This is a genomic window from Pseudomonas sp. xss_4, from assembly GCF_043104125.1.
In the GTDB taxonomy this organism is placed as follows: domain Bacteria; phylum Pseudomonadota; class Gammaproteobacteria; order Pseudomonadales; family Pseudomonadaceae; genus Aquipseudomonas; species Aquipseudomonas parafulva_B.
This window is the reverse complement of record NZ_JBICKJ010000044.1, coordinates 38,408-58,444: the sequence shown is the minus strand read 5'-3', so window position 1 is coordinate 58,444 and position 20,037 is coordinate 38,408. Positions and strand designations below refer to the sequence as shown.

Annotated in this window: 21 protein-coding genes; 2 read left to right on the top strand and 19 right to left on the bottom strand. The window is 62.2% G+C overall.

Going from position 1 to position 20,037, the window contains the following annotated elements; all coding sequences use genetic code 11:
- Positions 1–83 precede the first annotated feature (83 nt).
- The 12 genes from ACF8GB_RS08770 to ACF8GB_RS08715 all read right to left on the bottom strand — a co-directional run bounded on the left by ACF8GB_RS08770 (position 84) and on the right by ACF8GB_RS08715 (position 9,979).
- Positions 84–866 carry a TatD family hydrolase gene (locus ACF8GB_RS08770; protein ID WP_058637691.1) on the bottom strand — a complete coding sequence of 261 codons (783 nt, stop codon included), beginning with the start codon at positions 864–866 and terminating at the stop codon, positions 84–86.
- 27 nt (positions 867–893) lie between these two features.
- On the bottom strand, positions 894–1,880 hold the full coding sequence (locus tag ACF8GB_RS08765) for a DNA polymerase III subunit delta' (RefSeq protein WP_058605739.1): 987 nt from the start codon (positions 1,878–1,880) through the stop codon (positions 894–896).
- Positions 1,873–2,505, bottom strand: a complete 633-nt coding sequence (tmk, locus tag ACF8GB_RS08760) for a dTMP kinase (protein ID WP_058637692.1) — start codon at positions 2,503–2,505, stop codon at positions 1,873–1,875. The genes ACF8GB_RS08765 and tmk overlap by 8 nt, the downstream gene beginning before the upstream one ends.
- Positions 2,506–2,514: 9 nt before the next feature.
- Positions 2,515–3,708 (bottom strand): endolytic transglycosylase MltG, encoded by a 1,194-nt coding sequence (mltG, locus tag ACF8GB_RS08755; RefSeq protein WP_196126123.1) that lies wholly within the window; start codon positions 3,706–3,708, stop codon positions 2,515–2,517.
- Positions 3,709–3,712: 4 nt separating this feature from the next.
- Positions 3,713–4,528, bottom strand: a complete 816-nt coding sequence (pabC, locus tag ACF8GB_RS08750) for an aminodeoxychorismate lyase (protein ID WP_058637694.1) — start codon at positions 4,526–4,528, stop codon at positions 3,713–3,715.
- On the bottom strand, positions 4,528–5,772 hold the full coding sequence (gene fabF, locus ACF8GB_RS08745) for a beta-ketoacyl-ACP synthase II (protein ID WP_058637695.1): 1,245 nt from the start codon (positions 5,770–5,772) through the stop codon (positions 4,528–4,530). Before fabF ends, pabC begins: the two co-directional genes overlap by 1 nt.
- A gap of 187 nt (positions 5,773–5,959) precedes the next feature.
- The gene (gene acpP / locus ACF8GB_RS08740; RefSeq protein WP_058637696.1) at positions 5,960–6,196 is read right to left on the bottom strand and encodes an acyl carrier protein; all 237 of its coding nucleotides are present in this window, start codon (positions 6,194–6,196) and stop codon (positions 5,960–5,962) included.
- A gap of 203 nt (positions 6,197–6,399) precedes the next feature.
- The gene (gene fabG / locus ACF8GB_RS08735) at positions 6,400–7,140 is read right to left on the bottom strand and encodes a 3-oxoacyl-ACP reductase FabG (protein ID WP_058605744.1); all 741 of its coding nucleotides are present in this window, start codon (positions 7,138–7,140) and stop codon (positions 6,400–6,402) included.
- A gap of 15 nt (positions 7,141–7,155) precedes the next feature.
- Entirely contained in the window at positions 7,156–8,094 is a 939-nt protein-coding gene (gene fabD, locus ACF8GB_RS08730) for an ACP S-malonyltransferase (protein WP_078478214.1), read from the bottom strand.
- Positions 8,095–8,241: 147 nt separating this feature from the next.
- A complete protein-coding gene (gene plsX / locus ACF8GB_RS08725) occupies positions 8,242–9,252 on the bottom strand; it encodes a phosphate acyltransferase PlsX (protein WP_392526883.1) in 1,011 nt (336 codons plus the stop codon).
- Positions 9,253–9,255: 3 nt separating this feature from the next.
- Positions 9,256–9,438 (bottom strand): 50S ribosomal protein L32, encoded by a 183-nt coding sequence (gene rpmF / locus ACF8GB_RS08720; protein ID WP_008096416.1) that lies wholly within the window; start codon positions 9,436–9,438, stop codon positions 9,256–9,258.
- Between the two features lie 13 nt (positions 9,439–9,451).
- Positions 9,452–9,979 (bottom strand): YceD family protein, encoded by a 528-nt coding sequence (locus ACF8GB_RS08715; RefSeq protein ID WP_058637699.1) that lies wholly within the window; start codon positions 9,977–9,979, stop codon positions 9,452–9,454.
- Between the two features lie 95 nt (positions 9,980–10,074).
- On the opposite strand from ACF8GB_RS08715, the gene ACF8GB_RS08710 reads away from it, so the two are divergent.
- On the top strand, positions 10,075–10,653 hold the full coding sequence (locus ACF8GB_RS08710; RefSeq protein WP_100851117.1) for a nucleoside triphosphate pyrophosphatase: 579 nt from the start codon (positions 10,075–10,077) through the stop codon (positions 10,651–10,653).
- Between the two features lie 43 nt (positions 10,654–10,696).
- Here the strand turns inward: ACF8GB_RS08710 and ACF8GB_RS08705 are convergent, their stop codons facing one another.
- The 3 genes from ACF8GB_RS08705 to rluC are packed head-to-tail and all read right to left on the bottom strand — an operon-like array spanning position 10,697 to position 13,313.
- Positions 10,697–11,686 carry a S49 family peptidase gene (locus tag ACF8GB_RS08705; protein WP_392526881.1) on the bottom strand — a complete coding sequence of 330 codons (990 nt, stop codon included), beginning with the start codon at positions 11,684–11,686 and terminating at the stop codon, positions 10,697–10,699.
- A gap of 6 nt (positions 11,687–11,692) precedes the next feature.
- Positions 11,693–12,367 carry an HAD family hydrolase gene (locus tag ACF8GB_RS08700; protein WP_145255169.1) on the bottom strand — a complete coding sequence of 225 codons (675 nt, stop codon included), beginning with the start codon at positions 12,365–12,367 and terminating at the stop codon, positions 11,693–11,695.
- Positions 12,357–13,313, bottom strand: coding sequence for a 23S rRNA pseudouridine(955/2504/2580) synthase RluC (gene rluC, locus ACF8GB_RS08695; protein WP_058605749.1), 957 nt, complete (start codon positions 13,311–13,313; stop codon positions 12,357–12,359). Before rluC ends, ACF8GB_RS08700 begins: the two co-directional genes overlap by 11 nt.
- 794 nt (positions 13,314–14,107) lie before the next feature.
- On the opposite strand from rluC, the gene rne reads away from it, so the two are divergent.
- Positions 14,108–17,461, top strand: coding sequence for a ribonuclease E (gene rne / locus ACF8GB_RS08690; RefSeq protein WP_058637703.1), 3,354 nt, complete (start codon positions 14,108–14,110; stop codon positions 17,459–17,461).
- 113 nt (positions 17,462–17,574) lie between these two features.
- Here rne and murB read toward each other — a convergent pair whose 3' ends face one another.
- Genes murB through ACF8GB_RS08670 form a run of 4 tightly spaced genes read right to left on the bottom strand, consistent with a single transcriptional unit; the run spans position 17,575 to position 19,998 of the window.
- Positions 17,575–18,594 (bottom strand): UDP-N-acetylmuramate dehydrogenase, encoded by a 1,020-nt coding sequence (gene murB, locus ACF8GB_RS08685; protein WP_078478210.1) that lies wholly within the window; start codon positions 18,592–18,594, stop codon positions 17,575–17,577.
- Positions 18,591–19,055: a low molecular weight protein-tyrosine-phosphatase gene (locus tag ACF8GB_RS08680; protein WP_058637705.1), complete on the bottom strand. Its 465-nt coding sequence runs from the start codon at positions 19,053–19,055 to the stop codon at positions 18,591–18,593. The genes murB and ACF8GB_RS08680 overlap by 4 nt, the downstream gene beginning before the upstream one ends.
- Positions 19,055–19,816 (bottom strand): 3-deoxy-manno-octulosonate cytidylyltransferase, encoded by a 762-nt coding sequence (gene kdsB, locus ACF8GB_RS08675; RefSeq protein ID WP_058637706.1) that lies wholly within the window; start codon positions 19,814–19,816, stop codon positions 19,055–19,057. The genes ACF8GB_RS08680 and kdsB overlap by 1 nt, the downstream gene beginning before the upstream one ends.
- Positions 19,813–19,998 carry a Trm112 family protein gene (locus ACF8GB_RS08670; protein ID WP_003247142.1) on the bottom strand — a complete coding sequence of 62 codons (186 nt, stop codon included), beginning with the start codon at positions 19,996–19,998 and terminating at the stop codon, positions 19,813–19,815. Before ACF8GB_RS08670 ends, kdsB begins: the two co-directional genes overlap by 4 nt.
- Positions 19,999–20,037 lie beyond the last annotated feature (39 nt).

Here is a 20,037-nt window from a genome sequence, read left to right as displayed (position 1 = left end):
GCGCTTAGAAGCAAAAGCCAAAGCAACTTCAACTGCAACTGCAACTGCAACTGCAACTGCAACGTTAACTTAGGGTACGCGCCCTAGCGAACCCTTGCCAACGGAAATAACCGCTTGAAATTTGTGGTGGTCTGCTCAGCCAACTGTTCATAACTGACACACCGCAGTGAGGCCACATATTCAGCCACTTCCCGCACATATTGGGGCAGGTTGGGTTTACCCCGATAAGGAATAGGCGCCAGATAGGGCGAGTCGGTTTCCACCAAGAGCCGATCCGCCGGCACTTGCCGCGCCACGTCCCGCAACGCCTCGGCATTACGGAATGTGACGATCCCCGAAAGCGAAATGTAATACCCAAGATCCAAAGCCGCCTTGGCCATTTCCCAGTCTTCGGTAAAGCAGTGCAGAACGCCCGCCTGGGACAAGTTCGCCTCACGCAATAGTGCCAAGGTATCGGCACGGGCCGCTCGGGTATGCACGATCACCGGTTTTCCCGTCTGCCGCGAAGCTTCCAGGTGCAAGCGAAATGAGGCCTGCTGCAACTCGGCAGCTTCCGGCTCGTAATGGTAATCCAGGCCGGTTTCACCGATCGCCACCACATGGGGATGAGCCAATTCGGTCAACAGCCAGTCCAAAGCAGGCGCTGCACCCGGCGCCAGGTCCAGCGGGTGAACGCCTACCGAGCAATCCACATCGCTGTATTGCTCGGTCAAGGCTTTGACTGCGCCTGCATTTTCGGCACTGACACCGATGCACAGGAAGTGCCCGACACCACGAGCACGCGCCGCCTGCAAGGCAGCATCGAGCGAACCCCCATGGGCGCTGAGGTCAAGGCGGTCAAGATGGCAATGGGAATCTACAAGCATGGGTACACACACGGATAAGAATTAAAGTCAGCGCCCAGTGGGCAATTGTAGCCAATGGGCCAGCAACGATTCGATCAGCAAAGCACGATTCAGGTTTGCCTTGCCCAGCACTTTCTGACGCTGCTCAAGGATCCAGGCCTGGACCTCGAGGACTTTGGCCGGACGGCTCTTTTGCGCAAGGTATTGCACCACCTTGCGCATGTCGGCCATGCCGAGCTCATCGTCGTCCTCGGTCAACTGGTAGCGCAGGATCAACTGGGCCCAGTCGAAAAACCAATCGAACACTATCAACAACGGCACGGCTGTCCATGCGTCGGCCAACTGGCTGGGCGATTGCTGCTGCTTGAGCAGCTTCTTTACGCCTTCGGTCACCAGGGCGCGCTGTTCATGCACGCCTTGCTGATGAAGACTCAGGGCCAACAGCGGCGAACCGGCAGACAAGGTCAACAGATCGTCGCGCCGGGCCTGATCGGTCTCCGGCAAGGCGCTGGCCAACCAGGCATGGCTCTGGGCCTTGGTCGGCAGTGGACAGGTAACCTGCTGGCACCGGCTCTTGATGGTAGGCAGCAAGCGGCTGGGTTGATGGGTCACCAGCAGCAGCACCGTGTCGCCGGAAGGCTCCTCAAGGCTTTTGAGAAGTGCATTGGACGCGTTGACGTTCATGGATTCGACAGGCTCGATCATGACCACCTTGCGCCCACCCAACTGCGCGGTCTGAGCGACGAAGGCAACCAGTTCGCGGACCTGGTCCACCTTGATCGGCTTGTCCAGCTCTTCAGGTTCAAGCATGAAGTTGTCGGGGTGACTACCGGCCTTGAGCAGGTGGCAGGACTTGCACTGGCCGCAAGCCAGGGTGCCATTAGGGCGCTGGCACAGCAGCCGCGCCATCAGGCGCTCGGCCAGATCACGCTTGCCTATCCCCTTCGGGCCGTGCAGCAGATAGGCATGGGCATGCTGGGCGCGGCCAGCCAGTTGCTCCCACAGTGTCTGCTGCCAAGGGTAGGCGTCAGCCACGGCAGCGCTCCACGATACCTGGCAGCAGCCTGTCCAACGCTTGCTGGACGTCCGCCAGCGGCTGCGATGCATCCAGCAGCGTGTAGCGTTGTGGCGCCGCGGCTGCGCGATCCAGGTAGGCGCGGCGGACCGCTTCGAAAAACGCCTGCCCTTCCTGCTCGAACCGGTCCAGCCGCCCTCGCGCTGCAGCGCGGGCCAGGCCTACTTCGACGGGCAGATCGAATACCAGGGTCAGGTCAGGACGAAGGTCGTCCTGCACGAACTGCTCAAGCGTCGCGATACGCTCGACGGGCAAGCTGCGCCCGCCCCCTTGATAGGCGTAAGTAGCGTCTGTGAACCGGTCACACAGCACCACCGCCCCACCCGCCAACGCCGGGCGGATCACTTGTGCAAGGTGTTGAGCGCGTGCAGCGAACACCAACAAAAGCTCAGTATCGGCGTGCATGACTTCATCGCTCGGCGACAACAACAGCTCACGAATCTTTTCAGCCAAGGGCGTGCCGCCTGGCTCGCGGGTCAGCACCACGTCCAGCCCTTGCTCGCGCAGCCGGGCAGCCAGGTATTCCCGGTTAGTACTTTTGCCCGCGCCTTCGGGGCCTTCCAATGTAATAAACAAGCCGCTCACAAACAGTCCTTATTGGGGGGCGTCGAGCGCCGACGGTTCGGTTGCCCGATCGCTCTCGACCTTGCCCTGTTCAGGCGCAGCGGCTGGAGCAGATGGATCATCCGATGCTCCCGCCTCAGGCACTTGAGATGAACCGGACGGCGCTGCATCGTTCGAGGGTGTCGGCTGAGCGGTGCCAGGGCTTGAACGGTAATCGGCCCGACGCTTGAGCTGAAACTCGCGCACAGCAGAATTGTGGTCGTCCAGGTCATCGGAAAAAACGTGACTACCATCACCGCGCGCAACGAAGTAAAGGCTGGTGCCATCTGCCGGGTTCAATGCCGCATGGATGGCCTCACGCCCGACCATCGCAATAGGCGTTGGCGGCAGCCCCGTCATGGTGTAGGTGTTGTAAGGCGTTGGCTGGCGCAAATCAGCGCGTGTAATGCGGCCGTTGTAGCGCTCGCCCATGCCATAGATGACCGTCGGATCGGTCTGCAGCATCATGCCCAGGCGCAGGCGGCGGACGAATACGCCAGCGATTTGCCCGCGCTCCTGTGGAATACCGGTTTCCTTTTCCACCAGCGAGGCCATGATCAGTGCCTGGTAGGGGTCGCGGTACGGCAGGTCGCGGGCGCGCTCGGCCCACTCACGCGCCAGGACCTCTTCCAGGCGCATGTAGGCTTGCTGCAACAGTTCCACATCGCTCATGCCGCGCACGAAGCGATAGGTGTCCGGAAAGAAACGGCCTTCCGGGAAAACGCCAGCGTGCCCCAGCTTTTCCATGACTTCGGCATCAGAGAGGCCATCAAGGGTCTGCTTGATCTTTTCGTGCTTGGCCACGGCCGCGCGCACTTGGCGAAACGTCCAGCCTTCGACCAGGGTCAGGTTGTATTGCACCACGTCGGCCCGCTGCCAGGCGTCGAAAAGCTGTTTCACGGTCATGCCGGGCGTCAGGCGATACTCGCCCGTGTGCAGTGGCACGCCGGCCATGTTGAAGCGCCAGTACAACCTGAGCCATAGCGCGTCGCCCAACAGCCCCTCTTGTTGCATGCGGTAGAACATGCGATTGGGCGTAGCGCCATTGGGCACATCCAGCAGGCGTTCCTGTGCCACATGCACAGGCTGATCCAGCACCGAATGGACCTTCCAGGCCGACCAGCCAAGGGCCAGGCCCATGACGATCAGGCACATTTCCAGCAGCAGCAGGAATTTACGTCTCACGAATTCAGGTTTCCAGTAACGTACGGGCAATGGCCTGCAACGTACGGGTGAGCGGGCCAGGCCGCCAGTTTAGCGCGCCTGCGGCGCGGACGGGCCAGATGCCGTAGACACTATTGCAAACGAATACTTCATCAGCTTGTGCGAGCTCATCGAACGCCAGGTCACGCACTTGCACCGGGATGTTCATCATCTTCGCCCGCGCCAGCAGTGCGGCGCGCATCACGCCTGCCACCCCGCAACGATCAAGCCTGGCAGTAAGAAGCGTGCCTTGCTTAACCAGAAACAGGTTGCTGTAGACACCTTCGATCAGCCTGCCCTGCCCGTCACGCATCAGGCCTTCGGCATGTTCGCCGTCCTGCCATTCGGAACGTGCCAGCACCTGCTCGAGGCGGTTGAGGTGTTTGAGCCCTGCCAGCAAGGGTTGTTCCCCAAGCCGGGTCTGGCACATGAACAGGCGCACGCCCACGTCGGCGTGTTCGGCTGGGTAGCTGGGCAACGGGCTGGCTTGCAGGATACGCCGCGCCGCGACACCGGCCGCGGGTGCATATCCGCGCTGGCTGTCGCCGCGGGTCAGGATCAGCTTGGCCACGCCCTCACCCAGCTGAGCGGCATAGCGCCTTACCTCATCGGCCACCAGGGCCACGTCAGTGGCGATGGACAGGCGCTGACAGCCCAGTGCAAGACGCGCCATGTGCTCATCCAGCAGCAAGGGCCGCCCATGGCGTACAGCGAACGTCTCGAACAGACCATCCCCGTAGGCCAACCCGCGATTGTGCAGGTTGATCGCAGCCGCAGGCGTGCCATCGACCCAGCTTTGCATCACTCGGCGAACCGGCGGAACACCAGGGAGCCGTTGGTGCCACCAAAGCCGAACGAATTGGACAGCACGACATCGATTGGCATGCTGCGGGCCTGGTGCGGCACGAAGTCCAGGTCACAGCCTTCGTCTGGCTCATCCAGGTTTATGGTCGGCGGCGCCATCTGGCTGTTGATCGCCAATACGCTAAAGATCGCCTCCACCGCACCGGCAGCCCCCAGCAGGTGCCCGGTCATCGACTTGGTGGAGCTGACGGCCAGCTTATAGGCATGCTCGCCGAACACGCGCTTGATGGCTGCCACTTCGGCCAGGTCTCCAGCCGGTGTCGAGGTGCCGTGGGCGTTGATGTAGCTGACTTCCTGAGGCTGCACGCCGGCATCGCGCAGGGCATTGACCATGCAACGGGCTGCACCTTCACCCGATTCGGGCGGCGACGTCATGTGATAGGCATCGCCGCTCATGCCAAACCCTACGAGCTCGGCGTAGATCGTTGCACCCCGCGCCTTGGCGTGCTCGAGCTCTTCGAGCACCAATGCACCGGCCCCGTCGGACAGGACGAAGCCGTCACGGCCTTTGTCCCAGGGACGACTGGCCCGCGCAGGCTCATCGTTGCGGGTAGAAAGCGCGCGCGATGCGCCAAACCCGCCCATGCCCAGCCCACAGGCGGCCATTTCAGCGCCGCCGGCGATCATGACATCGGCCTCACCGTGCGCAATATTGCGCGCAGCCATGCCGATGCAATGGGTACCGGTGGTACAGGCTGTGGCGATGGCGTAGTTCGGCCCTTGCAGACCCAGATGGATCGACAGGAAGCCGGAGATCATGTTGATGATCGAGCCAGGGACGAAGAACGGCGAGATACGCCGAGGGCCTGCGTCGTGCAATGTACGGCTGGTCTGCTCGATATTGGTCAGGCCACCGATGCCCGAGCCCATGGCCACGCCGATGCGCTCACGGTTGGCGTCGGTCACTTCCAGGCCAGCGTTGCGCACTGCCTGAAAACCGGCTGCCAAGCCGTACTGAATGAACAGGTCCAGCTTGCGAGCCTCTTTGGCCGACAAGTATTGTTCAACCTCGAAGCCCTTCACCGAGCCACCAAAACGGGTGGAGTAGGCAGAAAGATCCGTATGCTCGATCGGACCGATGCCACTGCGGCCAGCCAGAATGCCCTGCCACGTGCTCGGTACATCCGTACCCAGTGGCGACAGCATGCCCATACCGGTGACCACGACGCGTCTACGCGACACAGTACTCTCCTTTTCTAATGACAGAGTTTCTTGCCATTGCATCCAGTTGGACGGAATGAAATGGCAACAAGCTCTTGATGCGGGGCTTGGCAGCCGACACGGCGACAGCCGAAGCTTGCAAAGAAAAAACCGCACGCCAGTCAAGGCAGTGCGGTTTTTCCCGACAAGAAGCGTCGACTACAGCGTCTTAGGCCTGGTGGCTGTTGACGTATTCGATGGCAGCTTGAACGGTAGTGATCTTCTCGGCTTCTTCGTCAGGAATCTCGGTCTCGAATTCCTCTTCCAGAGCCATCACCAGCTCAACGGTGTCAAGCGAATCGGCACCCAGGTCATCGACGAAGGACTTCTCGTTGGTCACTTCTTCTTCCTTGACGCCCAGTTGCTCGGCGACGATTTTCTTGACGCGTTCTTCGATGGTGCTCATACCTAGTTTTCACTCCTAATGGATATATGTCAGGCAGCTGGCCGGTGGCTAATTTTATAGAAGAACGTTCGCTTTTCAAGCTCAACGCGCCTTCAGCCTAGTCCCACGACCAGCCGCCTGGAATCTGATTGCAGCTTTATAACGGATTTTAGGCTCGCAGTATGACTCTTTTTTTACGAAATCCGTCACATTGACCGGCGATATTACATGTACATCCCGCCGTTGACGGGCACGGTTGCGCCCGTCACGTACGCTGCACCGTCAGAGGCCAGGAACGAAACCACCTTGGCGATTTCATCTGCCTGACCCAGGCGGCCCAGCGGAATCTGGGTCTGCAGGGCTTCGCGCTGCGCTTCTGGCAGCTCGCGGGTCATGTCGGTATCGATGAAGCCCGGCGTGACCGAGTTGACGGTGATACCGCGCGAGCCCACTTCACGCGCCAGGGCGCGACTGAAGCCTTCGAGACCGGCCTTGGCCGCCGCATAGTTGGCCTGGCCAGCGTTACCCATGGCGCCGACCACCGAGCCGATGCTGATGATACGACCCCAGCGCGCCTTGGTCATGCCGCGCAACACGCCCTTGGACAGACGGTAGAGACTATTAAGGTTGGTATCGATGACATCGAACCACTCGTCGTCCTTCATGCGCAGCATCAGGTTGTCACGCGTGATACCCGCATTGTTCACCAGAATGGTCGGCGCACCGAACTGCTCGCCAATGGCCGACAGTACCGAATCAACCGATTCGGCGCTGGTCACGTTCAGCTCCATGCCGGTACCGGCAATGCCATGCTCCTTCAGGGTCGCGGCGATACGCTCGGCACCGGAGGCCGAGGTCGCAGTACCGATGACGGTGGCGCCTTGGCGACCCAGTTCCAGGGCGATGGCCTGGCCAATGCCACGGCTGGCGCCAGTGACCAGTGCAACTTTACCTTGCAGGCTCATGCAAGCTTCTCCAAATCAGGCCAGTGCCGCACGCGTGGCGGCAACGGCGTCAGGGGTGTTGAGGTTGTAGGTGGTTACGCCATCGGCGCAGCGTTTGTTGAGGCCAGCCAGGACCTTGCCCGGACCGCACTCGACCAGGTTGACCGCACCGGTGGCAGCCAGCGCCTGGACGCACTCGACCCAGCGCACGGGCTGGTACAGCTGAGCCAGCAGATCACGCTTGAGCGCATCCAGATCGGGTGCGATGGCGGCTGTCACGTTCTGCACAACCGGAATCTGTGGCGCCTGCCAATCGATGGCATTGATCGCGGCGGCAAATCGTTCGGCCGCAGGCTTCATCAGCGCGCAGTGCGACGGTACGCTGACTGCCAGCGGCAAGGCGCGCTTGGCGCCCTTTGCCTTGCACAGCTCCATGGCCCGGTCCACTGCGGCTTTGTTACCGGCAATCACCACTTGGCCCGGCGAATTGAAATTGACCGCGCTGACGACCTCGTCTTCAGCCGCTTCGGTGCAGATCTGCACCACGACGGCGTCGTCCAGCCCCAGGATTGCGGCCATGGCACCGTGCCCGGCAGGCACGGCTTCCTGCATCAGTTGGCCGCGGCGCTCGACCAGGCGAACGGCGTCCTTGAGGCTGATGCTGCCCGCTGCGACCAAGGCACTGTACTCGCCCAGGCTATGACCCGAGACGAATGCAGGCTTGGCGCCGCCCTCCTCGAGCCACAGGCGCCACAGCGCAATGGAGGCTGTCAGAATGGCTGGCTGGGTCTTATCAGTCTGATCGAGTTGCTCTTGCGGACCTTCCTGAACCAGTTTCCAGAGGTCGTAACCCAGCGCCTCGGAAGCTTCCTTGAAGGTCTCGATGATCACCGGCTTCTCGGCGCCGAGTTCTGCGAGCATGCCCAGCGACTGGGAACCTTGACCTGGAAAGACGAATGCGAGAGATGCAGACATTGAACAAGCCCTTATGATCTTGTCGTCGGATAGAGGCGCCTGGCGCATGCCAGGCGCGGAATCTGAACATTTGGATGAAGACCGAAACCCTGCGGTCACATTTAAGCATTTCGTCGGCAAGACCGCTAAGCGCGGGCTCGCATCACATTACTTGAGTAAATCCTCCAGGCGACCATGAAGGCGCCCGGGCAAATTCTCCTGAATTTCGATCAGGGCGCGCTGGATCGCACTCTGAAACCCCTCAACGCCTGCCGCGCCGTGGCTTTTGACGACGATGCCCTGCAACCCCAGAAAGCTGGCACCGTTGTGACGCGCCGGGGCCAGATCGGCCTGCACGCGTTTAAGCAGCGGCATGGCCACAGCGCCCGCCAGGCGCGACAACAGGCCGCGCCTGAAGGTCTGCTCGATACGCTGCGCAACCATGGTGGCCAACCCTTCGCTGGACTTGAGCAGGATATTGCCAACGAAGCCGTCGCAGACCACCACGTCCGCGGCCCCTCTGTACAAGCCGTCACCTTCGATGAAGCCGACGTAATTGAGGCCGCGAGCCCCTTGCAACAGGTTCGCCGCCAGCCTGACTTGCTGGTTACCCTTTATGTCTTCGGTACCTACGTTCAGCAGTGCCACTCGGGGGCGCTGCACGCCCAGCGCCTGCGCCGCCACCGACCCCATGACCGCAAACTGGTAAAGCTGCTCGGCCGTGCAGTCGACATTGGCGCCAAGGTCAAGCAACTGGCAGTAGCCGGTGCGTGTCGGGATGGCAGCCACCATGGCTGGACGATCAATGCCTGGCAGGGTCTTGAGCACGGCGCGAGACAGCGCCATCAGGGCCCCGGTATTACCGGCGCTGACACAGGCCTGGGCCTTGCCGTCACGCACCAATTCCAAGGCAACACGCATGGATGAATCGGGTTTGCCGCGCAATGCCTGTGAAGGCCGCTCGTCCATACCGATCACTTCTGCGGCACCGAGAATCTGCAGGCGCGCGCGATCGGCAGCTGAAAAGCCGCTGACAAGTTCTTCCAAGAGGGAGGATTGACCGACGAGGGTCAGGTGAAGCGAGGGGGTAGCCGACAGGCAGGCGATGCTAGCCTGGACAATGCTGCGGGGACCGAAGTCCCCGCCCATTGCGTCGATCGCGATGATCTGAGCGGACAAGGATTACTCGTCAGCGCCCTTATCGATCACTTTGCGACCACGGTATACGCCTTCTGGCGAAACGTGGTGGCGCAGGTGCACTTCGCCGGTGGACTTCTCTACCGACAGCGCGTTTTCCGACAGGGCATCGTGCGAACGACGCATGTCACGGGCAGAGCGGGATTTTTTGTTCTGCTGAACAGCCATAATTGATTAACTCCTAAACGTTTGGGTCACGCTTTAACTGCGCCAAAACACTGAACGGGTTGGACCGCGATACCTCGTCCTTGCTCGAGTCGGGCTCGTCTGCGCCCGCCGGCTGCTGGCATTCTTCCGGATGATGAGCAGGCACGATGGGCAAGGCGAGCAACAGCTCTTCCTCGATCAGCGCCTGCAGATCCAAAGGATCTTCGCCCAGTTCCAGCACGTCATAGCCTTTCGGCAACGACTGGGTATTCGCACCCTCCTTCACCACGGCGTAGGTACACTCGCTGTGGATCGGCAGGGTGACCAGCTCAAGACAACGCTGGCAAACCATCTTGACCTCGACATCCAGCTCGCTGTGGATAACCACAGTGTGCTGTTCGTCTCGTTCAAAATCGAACTTCGCCTGCACCATACCGACATCGTCGGAAAGCGGGTCGCAGAGTCTTTCCAAATCAGCGAGTGGTAGCGAACCGCCAAGGGTTACGCCACGATCAGCCAATTTGCGCGGGTCAACGTGAGGTGGAATCGGGTCATTCAACATAGGCGCAGCATTCTAGGGATGCCCCCCGTCCCTGTCAAAGGAATTTGGTGGCATCGTGCGTGGTAGGATGGGTTCAACCGAATCAGGAGCTTACCATGCTTGCACTGTTACTGGCTTCCAGTTCCCTTTATCGTCGCGAGCTACTCGCGCGCTTGCAGCTTCCGTTTACCTGGGCAAGCCCTGACATAGACGAAACGCGCCAGCCAGCAGAGCCTGCAATCGACCTGGTCCGGCGCCTGGCCATGCAAAAAGCCCAAGCCCTTGCAGGCAGCCACCCTAACCACTTAATCATCGGCTCGGACCAGGTCGCAGTGCTAGGCGAGCACATTCTGGGCAAACCCCACACGGTCGAGCGAGCCTGCGAACAATTGCTCGCCTGCAGCGGCCAACAGGTGACGTTTCTTACCGCAGTGGCGCTGCTCAACAGCGCCACCGGGCAGTGCCAGGTGGACTGCGTGCCGTTTACCGTGAAGCTGCGGGTGCTGGACCGTGAACGCATCGAGCGCTACGTGGCAGCGGAAATGCCCCTCGACTGCGCCGGAAGCTTCAAGGCCGAAGGGCTTGGCGTGAGCCTGTTCGAAAGCACCGAGGGGCGCGATGCGACCAGCCTGGTGGGGCTCCCACTGATACGGCTCGTCGACATGCTGGCCTTGGAAGGGGTGCGCGTCCCGTAGCCAGACCAGGGGGCGTGCACCGCCCCCACAAAGGCGACTGGCCTTAGCGCAGTTGCGGGCCCTGGAAACCCATCCACATGGCCAGGCGCTCTGCCACGCTGGCACCCATGCGCTTGGAGAAACGGTCAAAGGGCGATTCCTGCACGGTGAAATCAACCAGATCCTTTTCGCCCACCACCTCACGCGCCACATAGCTGGCGCTGCCCAGGCCATCGATCAGACCAAGCGCCTTGGCCTGCTCGCCGGACCAGACCAGGCCGCTGAACAGCTCCGGGTGATCCTTGTCCTTGAGTCGCTCGCCCCGCCCTTGCTTGACCATGGCGATGAACTGGTTGTGGGTGGTGTCCAGCACACCCTGCCAGAATTGAGTTTCTTCAGGCTTCTGCGGCGAGAACGGATCGAGAAATGCCTTGTGCTCACCGGACGTATAGAGCCGGCGCTCCACGCCGAGCTTGTCCATGGCACCTACGAAACCGTAGCCCGCAGCCGTCACGCCGATCGACCCGACCAGACTGGCCTTGTCGGCATAGATCTCATCGGCCGCACTGGCGATGTAATAGGCTCCTGACGCACCCAGGTCGGTGATGACGGCGTACAGCTTGACGCTGGGGTGCTCGGCACGCAGGCGGCGAATCTCGTCATACACATAGCCCGCCTGAACAGGGCTGCCGCCCGGGCTGTTGATGCGCAGGACCACGGCTTTGGTCTTGCCATCCTTGAAGGCATCGCGCAGGCCTTTGACGATGTTGTCGGCACTGGCAGCCTCCTGGTCGGCGATGACCCCGCGCACTTCCACAAGGGCCGTATGACTGGCACTGCGCGAGGCAGCCTTGTCCATGTCGGTCCAGGGCAGGAACAGCGCCAGGATGCCAAAGAGGTAGATGAACGTCAGCAGCTTGAAAAAGATACCCCAGCGTCGCGACCGGCGCTGCTCCTGGATACCCGCCAGCAAGGTCTTTTCCAGCAGCTTCCAACTTTTGCGCTCCTCGCGCTCCTCGGGCTCGGCCTCGGGGGCCTTCCATTCGCCTGCCATGCTCACCTACCTCGAAAATGAACCTGTGAAACCGGACAGCCACTGACGCAGCTGGCCAAAGTGATCGATGCAAACCTGTGGCCCGAACTCGGCCAGCGCCTGGAGTGACATCGCGCCATAACCCACGGCCACGCAGTGCATCCCCGCGTTGCTGGCCATCTGCAGATCGAACGCAGAATCTCCGACCATCAGCGCACGACCCGGTTCGACACCGCAGTGGTCAAGTATTTGTTCGAGCATCAAGGGGTGCGGCTTGCCGCGCGTCTCATCCGCCGCACGCGTGATATCGAAAAACCGCTCAAGGCCATTGGCCTTGAGCACTCTGTCGAGGCCGCGGCGCGCCTTGCCGGTAGCCACCGCCATTCGATAGCCCTCGGCGCGAAAGGCGGCCAGCGATTCGGCGACGCCGTCGAACAGCGGCGAAGGCTGCTGATCGAGTGCCGTGTAGACATCGGCATAATGCTGACGAAACCGCTCCACCTGCTCATGCGTCAGGTGCGGATAAAGGGTGTGGATCGCCTCAGCCAGCGACAGCCCGATGATCCCCTTGATGGCCTGTTCCTGAATGGGCGCTTGGCCGGCACGCTTGGCAGCGACCTGCATGGCCTCGACGATGCGCCCGACGGAGTCGGCCAGGGTACCGTCCCAGTCGAAGATCAGCAGCGTGTAGTCACGGCGCACTCAAACGCTCCACGGTCTTGGCCCACATTTCATCCACGGGCGCCTCCAGCTTGAGCTCCCCACCGTCCGGAAGCGGCACCGTCAGTGCGTAGGCGTGCAGGAAAAGCCGCTTGCCGCCCAGGTCGCGGATTTCGCGACTGAAATCCTCGTCGCCATACTTGCTGTCCCCCGCGATCATGTGCCCGGCATGCAGGGCATGCACACGAATCTGGTGAGTACGGCCCGTGATCGGGCGCGCCTCCACGAGGGTGGCGAAGTCGCCGAAGCGGCGCAGCACACGGAACAGGGTCAGCGCTTCCTTACCTTCGTCATTGACTTCGACCATACGCTCGCCTGAGCGCAGGTTGCTCTTGAGCAGCGGTGCATTGACTTGCTTCTTCGCGGTTGGCCAGTGACCGCGAACCAGGGCCATGTAGCGCTTGTCCACGCCATCCCCGCGCAGTGCAGCATGCAGGTGGCGCAGCATGCTGCGCTTCTTGGCAATCATCAGCAGGCCCGAGGTGTCCCGGTCCAGGCGATGCACCAGCTCCAGCTCCTTGGCATCGGGGCGCAACTGACGCAGCGCCTCGATCACGCCGAAGCTCAGCCCGCTACCGCCATGCACGGCGATCCCGGCAGGCTTGTTCATCACGATCAACGCCTTGTCTTCGTGAACGATGGCAGCTTCGAGCCGCTGTAGCAGCCCCTGGGCCACCGGGGCCGGCTCGTCGCGCTCAGGCAGTCGCACGGGCGGCACCCGCACGATATCGCCCGCCTGGATCTTGTACTCGGGCTTGACCCGACCCTTGTTCACCCGCACCTCGCCCTTGCGCAGGATGCGATAGACCAAGGTCTTGGGCACACCCTTGAGGGCTGTGATGAGAAAGTTGTCGATACGCTGGCCGGCAAGTTCCGGCGCGACTTCAATCAGCTGAACGCCGGAAGTCGGAGAGGTATTGGTTGTCATGGCGCAATCATACAATTTTTATGGAATTGAAGCACTTAATCATTGCTGCTATAGTCGCGAACGCCGCCATAAGCGGCAGGCCAGTGGAATCAGGCTGTGCGCCAGTCACTGACCTTCGCAATTCTCCAGGACGCGAGGCCGTCCTACGGGGGTTCGCCAGTTTACCGAATTGCCTGGAATCGCCACCAGCGCCGTGTAGAGAAGACTGAAAATAAACGACAAGTGCGGTGTCCAACCTGCTTACACGCTTCTTTTCGCAGTACCTCTGCCCGCCCGTCGCTTCCACGCAACCCATGGCGAATGCCTCGGAAATACCTGCCTTGGACATGAATGGCGCCAGCGCAGAATCGCGCTGGCGAAAAATGCAACCCGTTGCGGATTCAGCGCGCGGCAGCACCCGAATTATCAGGGATACGTGCAGGGTGGAGATGCACAGCCCTCGGACCGTGTAGCACCGCGTCCGGCCACCAGCCCCATCGTACGGCTGGCGAGCGGATAAGGTCCTGAACAGATGCCCCTGGGCGTCCACGGCTGAAGGTTGATTCCTCCTCCTGACTGAGTGCACCAGGCCCGCTTGGTTGATTCGGATAACAATTCGAAGCCTCCGGGGCCTTGTTGGCACCGCAGCAAAACAGGACGCGTCGTCGCGACAACGGCAGGCTGGGCAACCGGCTGGTGCCGAACGTTGCTCGACACGGGGGTGGTTAATCACCCTTTGCGCACCTTGGCACCGACCATGAGACGTCGTGTGTGCCGAACGCCGTTTCCGGCAGCCCGGAAACCGACGGTACAACATGAAAAGAATGCTGATTAACGCCACTCAACCCGAAGAGTTGCGCGTAGCCCTGGTGGACGGCCAACGCCTCTACGACCTGGATATCGAATCCGGTGCACGTGAGCAGAAAAAGGCCAACATCTACAAAGGCAAGATCACTCGCATCGAACCCAGCCTCGAAGCCGCCTTCGTCGACTTCGGCTCCGAACGTCACGGCTTCCTGCCGTTGAAAGAAATCTCCCGCGAATACTTCAAGAAGGCCCCTGAAGGCCGCGTCAACATCAAGGAAGTGCTCAGCGAAGGCCAGGAAGTCATCGTCCAGGTCGAGAAGGAAGAGCGCGGCAACAAAGGCGCGGCCCTCACCACCTTCATCAGCCTGGCCGGCCGCTACCTGGTGCTGATGCCCAACAACCCGCGCGCCGGTGGCATTTCCCGTCGCATCGAAGGTGAAGAGCGCAACGAGTTGCGCGAAGCGCTCAATGGCCTGACCGTACCAGGCGACATGGGCCTGATCGTTCGCACCGCGGGCCTTGGCCGCAGCAGCGAAGAGATGCAGTGGGACCTGGACTACCTGCTGCAGCTGTGGACCGCCATCAAGGAAGCTTCGCTGGACCGCGCCGCGCCGTTCCTGATCTACCAGGAAAGCAACGTCATCATCCGCGCCATCCGCGACTACCTGCGCCAGGACATCGGCGAAGTGCTGATCGACAGCATTGATGCCCAGGAAGAAGCCCTGACCTTCATTCGCCAGGTCATGCCGCAATACGCCAGCAAGGTCAAGCTATACGAAGACAGCGTCCCGCTGTTCAACCGCTTCCAGATCGAAAGCCAGATCGAGACCGCTTTCCAGCGCGTGGTCGAGCTGCCATCGGGCGGTTCGATCGTGATCGATCCGACCGAAGCGCTGGTGTCCATCGACATCAACTCGGCGCGCGCCACCAAGGGCAGCGACATCGAGGAAACCGCCCTGCAGACCAACCTGGAAGCGGCTGAGGAAATCGCCCGTCAGCTGCGTCTGCGCGACATCGGCGGCCTGATCGTCATCGACTTCATCGACATGACCCCTGCCAAGAACCAGCGCGCCGTGGAAGAGCGTGTGCGTGAATGCCTTGAGGCCGACCGCGCTCGCGTGCAGGTTGGCCGCATCTCGCGCTTCGGCCTGCTGGAAATGTCCCGTCAACGCCTGCGTCCGTCGCTGGGCGAAAGCAGCGGCATCGTCTGCCCGCGCTGCTCGGGCACCGGCATCATCCGTGACGTGGAATCGCTGTCGCTGGCTATCCTGCGCCTGATCGAAGAAGAGGCGCTGAAGGATCGCACTGCCGAAGTCCGCGCCCAGGTGCCGATCCCGGTGGCCGCCTTCCTGCTCAACGAGAAGCGCAACTCCATCACCAAGATCGAGCTGCGCACCCGTGCGCGCATCATCATCCTGCCAAACGATCACCTGGAAACCCCACACTTCGAAGTCCAGCGCCTGCGCGACGACAATCCCGAGGTGTTGAACAACCAGTCCAGCTACGAAATCGCTGCCAGCGAGACCGAAGAAGCGCCACAGCCAACCGCCACCCGCACCCTGGTTCGCCAGGAAGCCGCCGTGAAAACCGCACCGGCCCGTGCGAATGCACCCGTGCCAGCCAGCGAGGAGCCACAGCCTGCGCCAGCCGCCGCCCCTGCCCCAAGCGCCCCGGAGGCAAGCCTGTTCAAGGGCCTGGTGAAGTCGCTGGTGAGCCTGTTCGCTGGCAAGGAAGAACCTGCTGCCGCCCCTGTCGCCCCTGCTGCGGAAAAGCCGACTACCGAACGCAGCCCGCGTAACGAGGAACGCCGTAACGGACGGCAGCAGAGCCGTAACCGCAACGGTCGCCGCGATGAAGAGCGCAAGCCGCGTGAAGAACGTGCCGAACGTACCCCGCGCGAGGATCGCCAGCCACGCGAGGAGCGTGCTGCGCGTGAAGAACGTGCCCCACGAGAAGAACGTGCCCCGCGCGAAGAGCGTGCACCACGCCAGTCTCGCGAGGACCGTCGCGGCAACCGTGGCGAAGAGCGCGTGCGTGAACTGCGCGAGCCGCTGGACGCCACGCCGCCAGTAGAACGCGAGGAGCGTCAGCCCCGTGAAGAACGTGTAGCTCGCGAAGAACGTACCCCACGTGAAGAGCGTGCGCCTCGCGAAGAACGGGCTCCACGTGAAGACCGCGCACCTCGCGAAGAGCGTGCTCCGCGTGAAGACCGCGCACCTCGCGAGGAACGTGCTCCGCGTGAAGACCGCGCACCTCGCGAAGAACGTGCTCCGCGTGAAGAACGCGCGCCTCGCGAAGAACGTGCACCACGTGAAGACCGAGCGCCTCGCGAAGAGCGTGCCGCCCGGGAAGAACGCGCCCCGCGCCAACCTCGTGAAGAACGTCAGCCACGCGCGGCCGAGGAAGCTGCCGAACACGCTGCCGAAATGGCCGAAGAGCAACTGCCGAACGAAGAGCAGCTACAGGACGAGCAGGACGGCAACGATGGCGAGCGTCCGCGCCGCCGGTCGCGTGGCCAGCGTCGCCGCAGCAACCGTCGCGAGCGCCAGCGCAACGCCAACGGTGAGCTGATCGACGGCGAAGAAGAAGGCAGCGAAGAGCAGCCTCAACAGCGCCAGGCCACCGAGCTGGGCGCAGAGCTGGCCGCAGGTATTGCGGTGACCGCTGCGGTTGCAACCAGCAACATCAGCACCGACGCCGAAGCCCAGGCCAATCAGCAGGCCGAGCGCGCTACCGCCGAAGTCGCCGCTGTTGCCCCAACCGACAGCAGCGAAATCGCTCAACCGGCCAAGCAAGCTGAAACTGTAGTTCCAGCAGAAGCGGTCGCCGTGGCCCCAGTGGTCGAGCAACCGATCAGCGAGCCAGCGCCATTTGTCGAGGCCTCGGCCGTGCCAGTGGTCGAAGTCGCCCCGCAGCCGGTAATCGAACAGGCGCCCGTTGCTGAGCCAGCCGCGACCACCGAAACCTCAGTCGTTGAAGCCCCGGCAGACGTTCAGGCACCCGAAGCGCTGATCACCGAAGTGCCTGCAGAAGCCCCGGCCATCGAAGCCGGCGAAATCGAGCAGGCACCCTCTGTGATCGAGGTCGCCCCGGTTGCCGAACAGCCTGCCCCGGCGGTAGAGGCCCAGCCAGAGGTTTTGGCCGCGCCTGAAACGGTTGCGCCTGAGCCTGAGCCAGCCCCAGCTGCCGCGGCAGAGCCTGCCACCGTCATGCTGTCCAACGGCCGCGCACCAAACGATCCACGTGAAGTGCGTCGCCGCAAGCGTGAAGCCGAAGCTGCCGCCAAAGCCGCTCAGGCTGGCGCTGCTACCGACGAGCCAACACCAGAGACCGCCGACGAGCCAAAAACCTACCAGGGTTGATAGCCAAGGCTGAATGAAAAAGCCCCGCCAGTGCGAACTGGCGGGGCTTTTTCTTGGTCGGGCGTTTACCGTGGTCGGCGGACACGGCGCCTAGGAAGTTGCCGTAGGCAGTATCAATAAAGATTGGGCTCCATCTCCAGCTCAACCCCGAACCGCTCAAGGATGTCGACCTGGATCCGCCGCGCCAGGGCATGCATTTGCGCCCCGCTCGCCTGGCCATAGTTGACCAGCACCAGCGATTGCAGGCGATGCACCCCGGCATCGCCTTCTCGATAGCCCTTCCAGCCCGCCTGTTCGATCAGCCAGCCTGCTGCCAGCTTCACCTGGCCATCGGCCTGCGGGTAAGCAATGACACCTGGATGTTGCGTACGGATACGCTCAAACACCTGCGCCGCAACCACAGGGTTCTTGAAAAAGCTCCCGGCATTACCCAGCTCGGCCGGATCAGGCAATTTTTCACGACGAATGCTGCAGATGGCATCGCTGATGGCCTGCGCAGTGAGCGCGGTAGTGCCCTGCTCGGCCAGGCGCTGACGCACCGGGCCGTAGTCCAAGCGCGCCTGCAAGGTGCGACTCAAGGCGAAGCGCACACGCAGGATCAGCCAGCGACCAGGGTTACGCTTGAACACGCTGTCACGGTAGCCGAACGCGCAGTCGGCCAAGGCGAAGTCACAGACGTCACCCGTCTTGCGGTCCAACGCGGTCAGGCCGGCGAAGACATCCTTGATCTCTACGCCATAAGCGCCCACGTTCTGCATGGGGGCAGCACCCACTGTGCCGGGAATCAGGCTGAGGTTCTCCAGCCCGCAAAAGCCCTGCGCGAGCGTCCACTGCACGAACGGGTGCCAGGCCTCACCCGCCTCGGCCTCGACCAAAACGCGCTCACCATCGTCACTGACCACGTGGCGGCCCTGGCTTGAGACGTGCAGCACCAGGGCATCGACATCGCGGGTTAGCAGCAGGTTGCTTCCCCCGCCGATCACCAGCACGGGTATACCCTGCTGCTGCGCAGCGTCCAGCGCCTGACGCACCTGCAGGTCGTCTTTGGCTTGGCTGAAGTAGCGCGCTTTCACGTCGATGCCAAACGTGTTGTACGGCTTGAGCGAGACCTGCTCTTGCCATTGCCCCGTCATAACCGCCCCTTGATTTCCACGACCAGCGCTTGGCAGGCGGCTTCGATCAGGTCGAGCACCTGCTCGAAACCATCGGCACCGCCATAGTACGGGTCTGGAACTTCATCGAGCGCAGAACCGTAGCGGCGCAAAAACAGGTCGAGCTCGCCTATCGCCGCATGCGGGCGCAGAGCACGCAAATCGCGCAGGTTGCTCTGATCCATTGCCAGTACCAGGTCGAACTCGGCAAAGTGCCCCACCTTGACCTGCTGGGCGCGCTGTTCCGACAGGTCGTAGCCACGTGCCAGTGCGGCCTTGAGGGTGCGCTCGTCGGGCGCCTTGCCAACGTGCCAGTGGCCCGTACCGGCCGAGGCCACCTGCACCTGATCGGCAAGCCCAGCGGCCTGCAGTTGATGACGCAGCACGCCTTCGGCAGTCGGCGAGCGGCAGATGTTGCCCAGGCACACGAACAGAACGCGCATCAGGCCTCCAGCAAGCGCCGTACGCGCTCCAGGTCTTCAGGGGTGTCCACGCCCACGGCGGGTGCCTCGATGGCATCCTCCACATGGATCCGCACGCCGTGCCACAACGCACGCAGCTGCTCCAGCGCTTCGGTCTGCTCCAGCCAGCATGGGCCCCAACCGACGAAATCATGGAGGAAACCAACCCGGTAGGCGTACATGCCAATATGGCGGCGGTAAGGCACACCGGGCGGCAGCTCCTGACCTTTGGCAAACGCATCGCGCGCCCACGGCAGCGGCGCACGGCTAAAGCTCAGGGCCAGGCCGTTCTTGTCGCTCACTACCTTAACTGCGTTGGGGTTGAACACCGCTTGCGGCTCATGGATGGGCTCGGCCAAAGTCGCGATACCGGCGTGCGGATTAGCCGCCAGGTTGGCGGCCACTTGGTCGATGATCACCGGCGGGATCAGCGGCTCGTCACCTTGCACATTGACCACGATGGCCTCGCTGGGCAGGCCAAGCTGCACGGCCACTTCGGCCAGACGGTCGGTGCCGGACTCATGGTCCACGCGGGTCATCAGCACCTCAGCGCCAAATGCCTGGCAAGCCTCAAAGATACTGGCATCGTCGGTTGCAATGACAACGCGACTGGCGGCACTCCTGCGCGCCTGTTCCCATACGTGTTGCACCATTGGTTTACCGGCGATGGGCAGCAGGGGCTTGCCTGGCAGGCGTGTGGAGCGCAGACGGGCTGGAATGACGACGGTGAAGTCCAGGTTCATTTGTCCAGGCGCTCATCATCGGTCAGGGTACGTGCCTCGCTTTCCAGCATCACCGGGATACCGTCGCGAATGGGATAGGCAAGGCCGGCGCCCTTGCTGATCAGCTCGGTCTTGTCGGCGCTGAGCTTGAGCGGGCCCTTGGTGATCGGGCAGGCCAGGATATCGAGCAGTTTGGTGTCCATTGAAGGCTTCCTCTAGGCCAGAAGGCCGAAATTGAAAAC

What these genes read in the sequence shown, in the direction of transcription:
- ACF8GB_RS08770 (WP_058637691.1), bottom strand. Translation starts at nt 866, where the DNA reads ATGCTTGTAGATTCCCATTGCCATCTTGACCGCCTTGACCTCAGCGCC.
- pabC (WP_058637694.1), bottom strand. Translation starts at nt 4,528, where the DNA reads ATGCAAAGCTGGGTCGATGGCACGCCTGCGGCTGCGATCAACCTGCAC.
- acpP (WP_058637696.1), bottom strand. Translation starts at nt 6,196, where the DNA reads ATGAGCACCATCGAAGAACGCGTCAAGAAAATCGTCGCCGAGCAACTG.
- fabG (WP_058605744.1), bottom strand. Translation starts at nt 7,140, where the DNA reads ATGAGCCTGCAAGGTAAAGTTGCACTGGTCACTGGCGCCAGCCGTGGC.
- fabD (WP_078478214.1), bottom strand. Translation starts at nt 8,094, where the DNA reads ATGTCTGCATCTCTCGCATTCGTCTTTCCAGGTCAAGGTTCCCAGTCG.
- rpmF (WP_008096416.1), bottom strand. Translation starts at nt 9,438, where the DNA reads ATGGCTGTTCAGCAGAACAAAAAATCCCGCTCTGCCCGTGACATGCGT.
- ACF8GB_RS08715 (WP_058637699.1), bottom strand. Translation starts at nt 9,979, where the DNA reads ATGTTGAATGACCCGATTCCACCTCACGTTGACCCGCGCAAATTGGCT.
- ACF8GB_RS08710 (WP_100851117.1), top strand. Translation starts at nt 10,075, where the DNA reads ATGCTTGCACTGTTACTGGCTTCCAGTTCCCTTTATCGTCGCGAGCTA.
- ACF8GB_RS08705 (WP_392526881.1), bottom strand. Translation starts at nt 11,686, where the DNA reads ATGGCAGGCGAATGGAAGGCCCCCGAGGCCGAGCCCGAGGAGCGCGAG.
- rluC (WP_058605749.1), bottom strand. Translation starts at nt 13,313, where the DNA reads ATGACAACCAATACCTCTCCGACTTCCGGCGTTCAGCTGATTGAAGTC.
- rne (WP_058637703.1), top strand. Translation starts at nt 14,108, where the DNA reads ATGAAAAGAATGCTGATTAACGCCACTCAACCCGAAGAGTTGCGCGTA.
- murB (WP_078478210.1), bottom strand. Translation starts at nt 18,594, where the DNA reads ATGACGGGGCAATGGCAAGAGCAGGTCTCGCTCAAGCCGTACAACACG.
- ACF8GB_RS08680 (WP_058637705.1), bottom strand. Translation starts at nt 19,055, where the DNA reads ATGCGCGTTCTGTTCGTGTGCCTGGGCAACATCTGCCGCTCGCCGACT.
- kdsB (WP_058637706.1), bottom strand. Translation starts at nt 19,816, where the DNA reads ATGAACCTGGACTTCACCGTCGTCATTCCAGCCCGTCTGCGCTCCACA.
- ACF8GB_RS08670 (WP_003247142.1), bottom strand. Translation starts at nt 19,998, where the DNA reads ATGGACACCAAACTGCTCGATATCCTGGCCTGCCCGATCACCAAGGGC.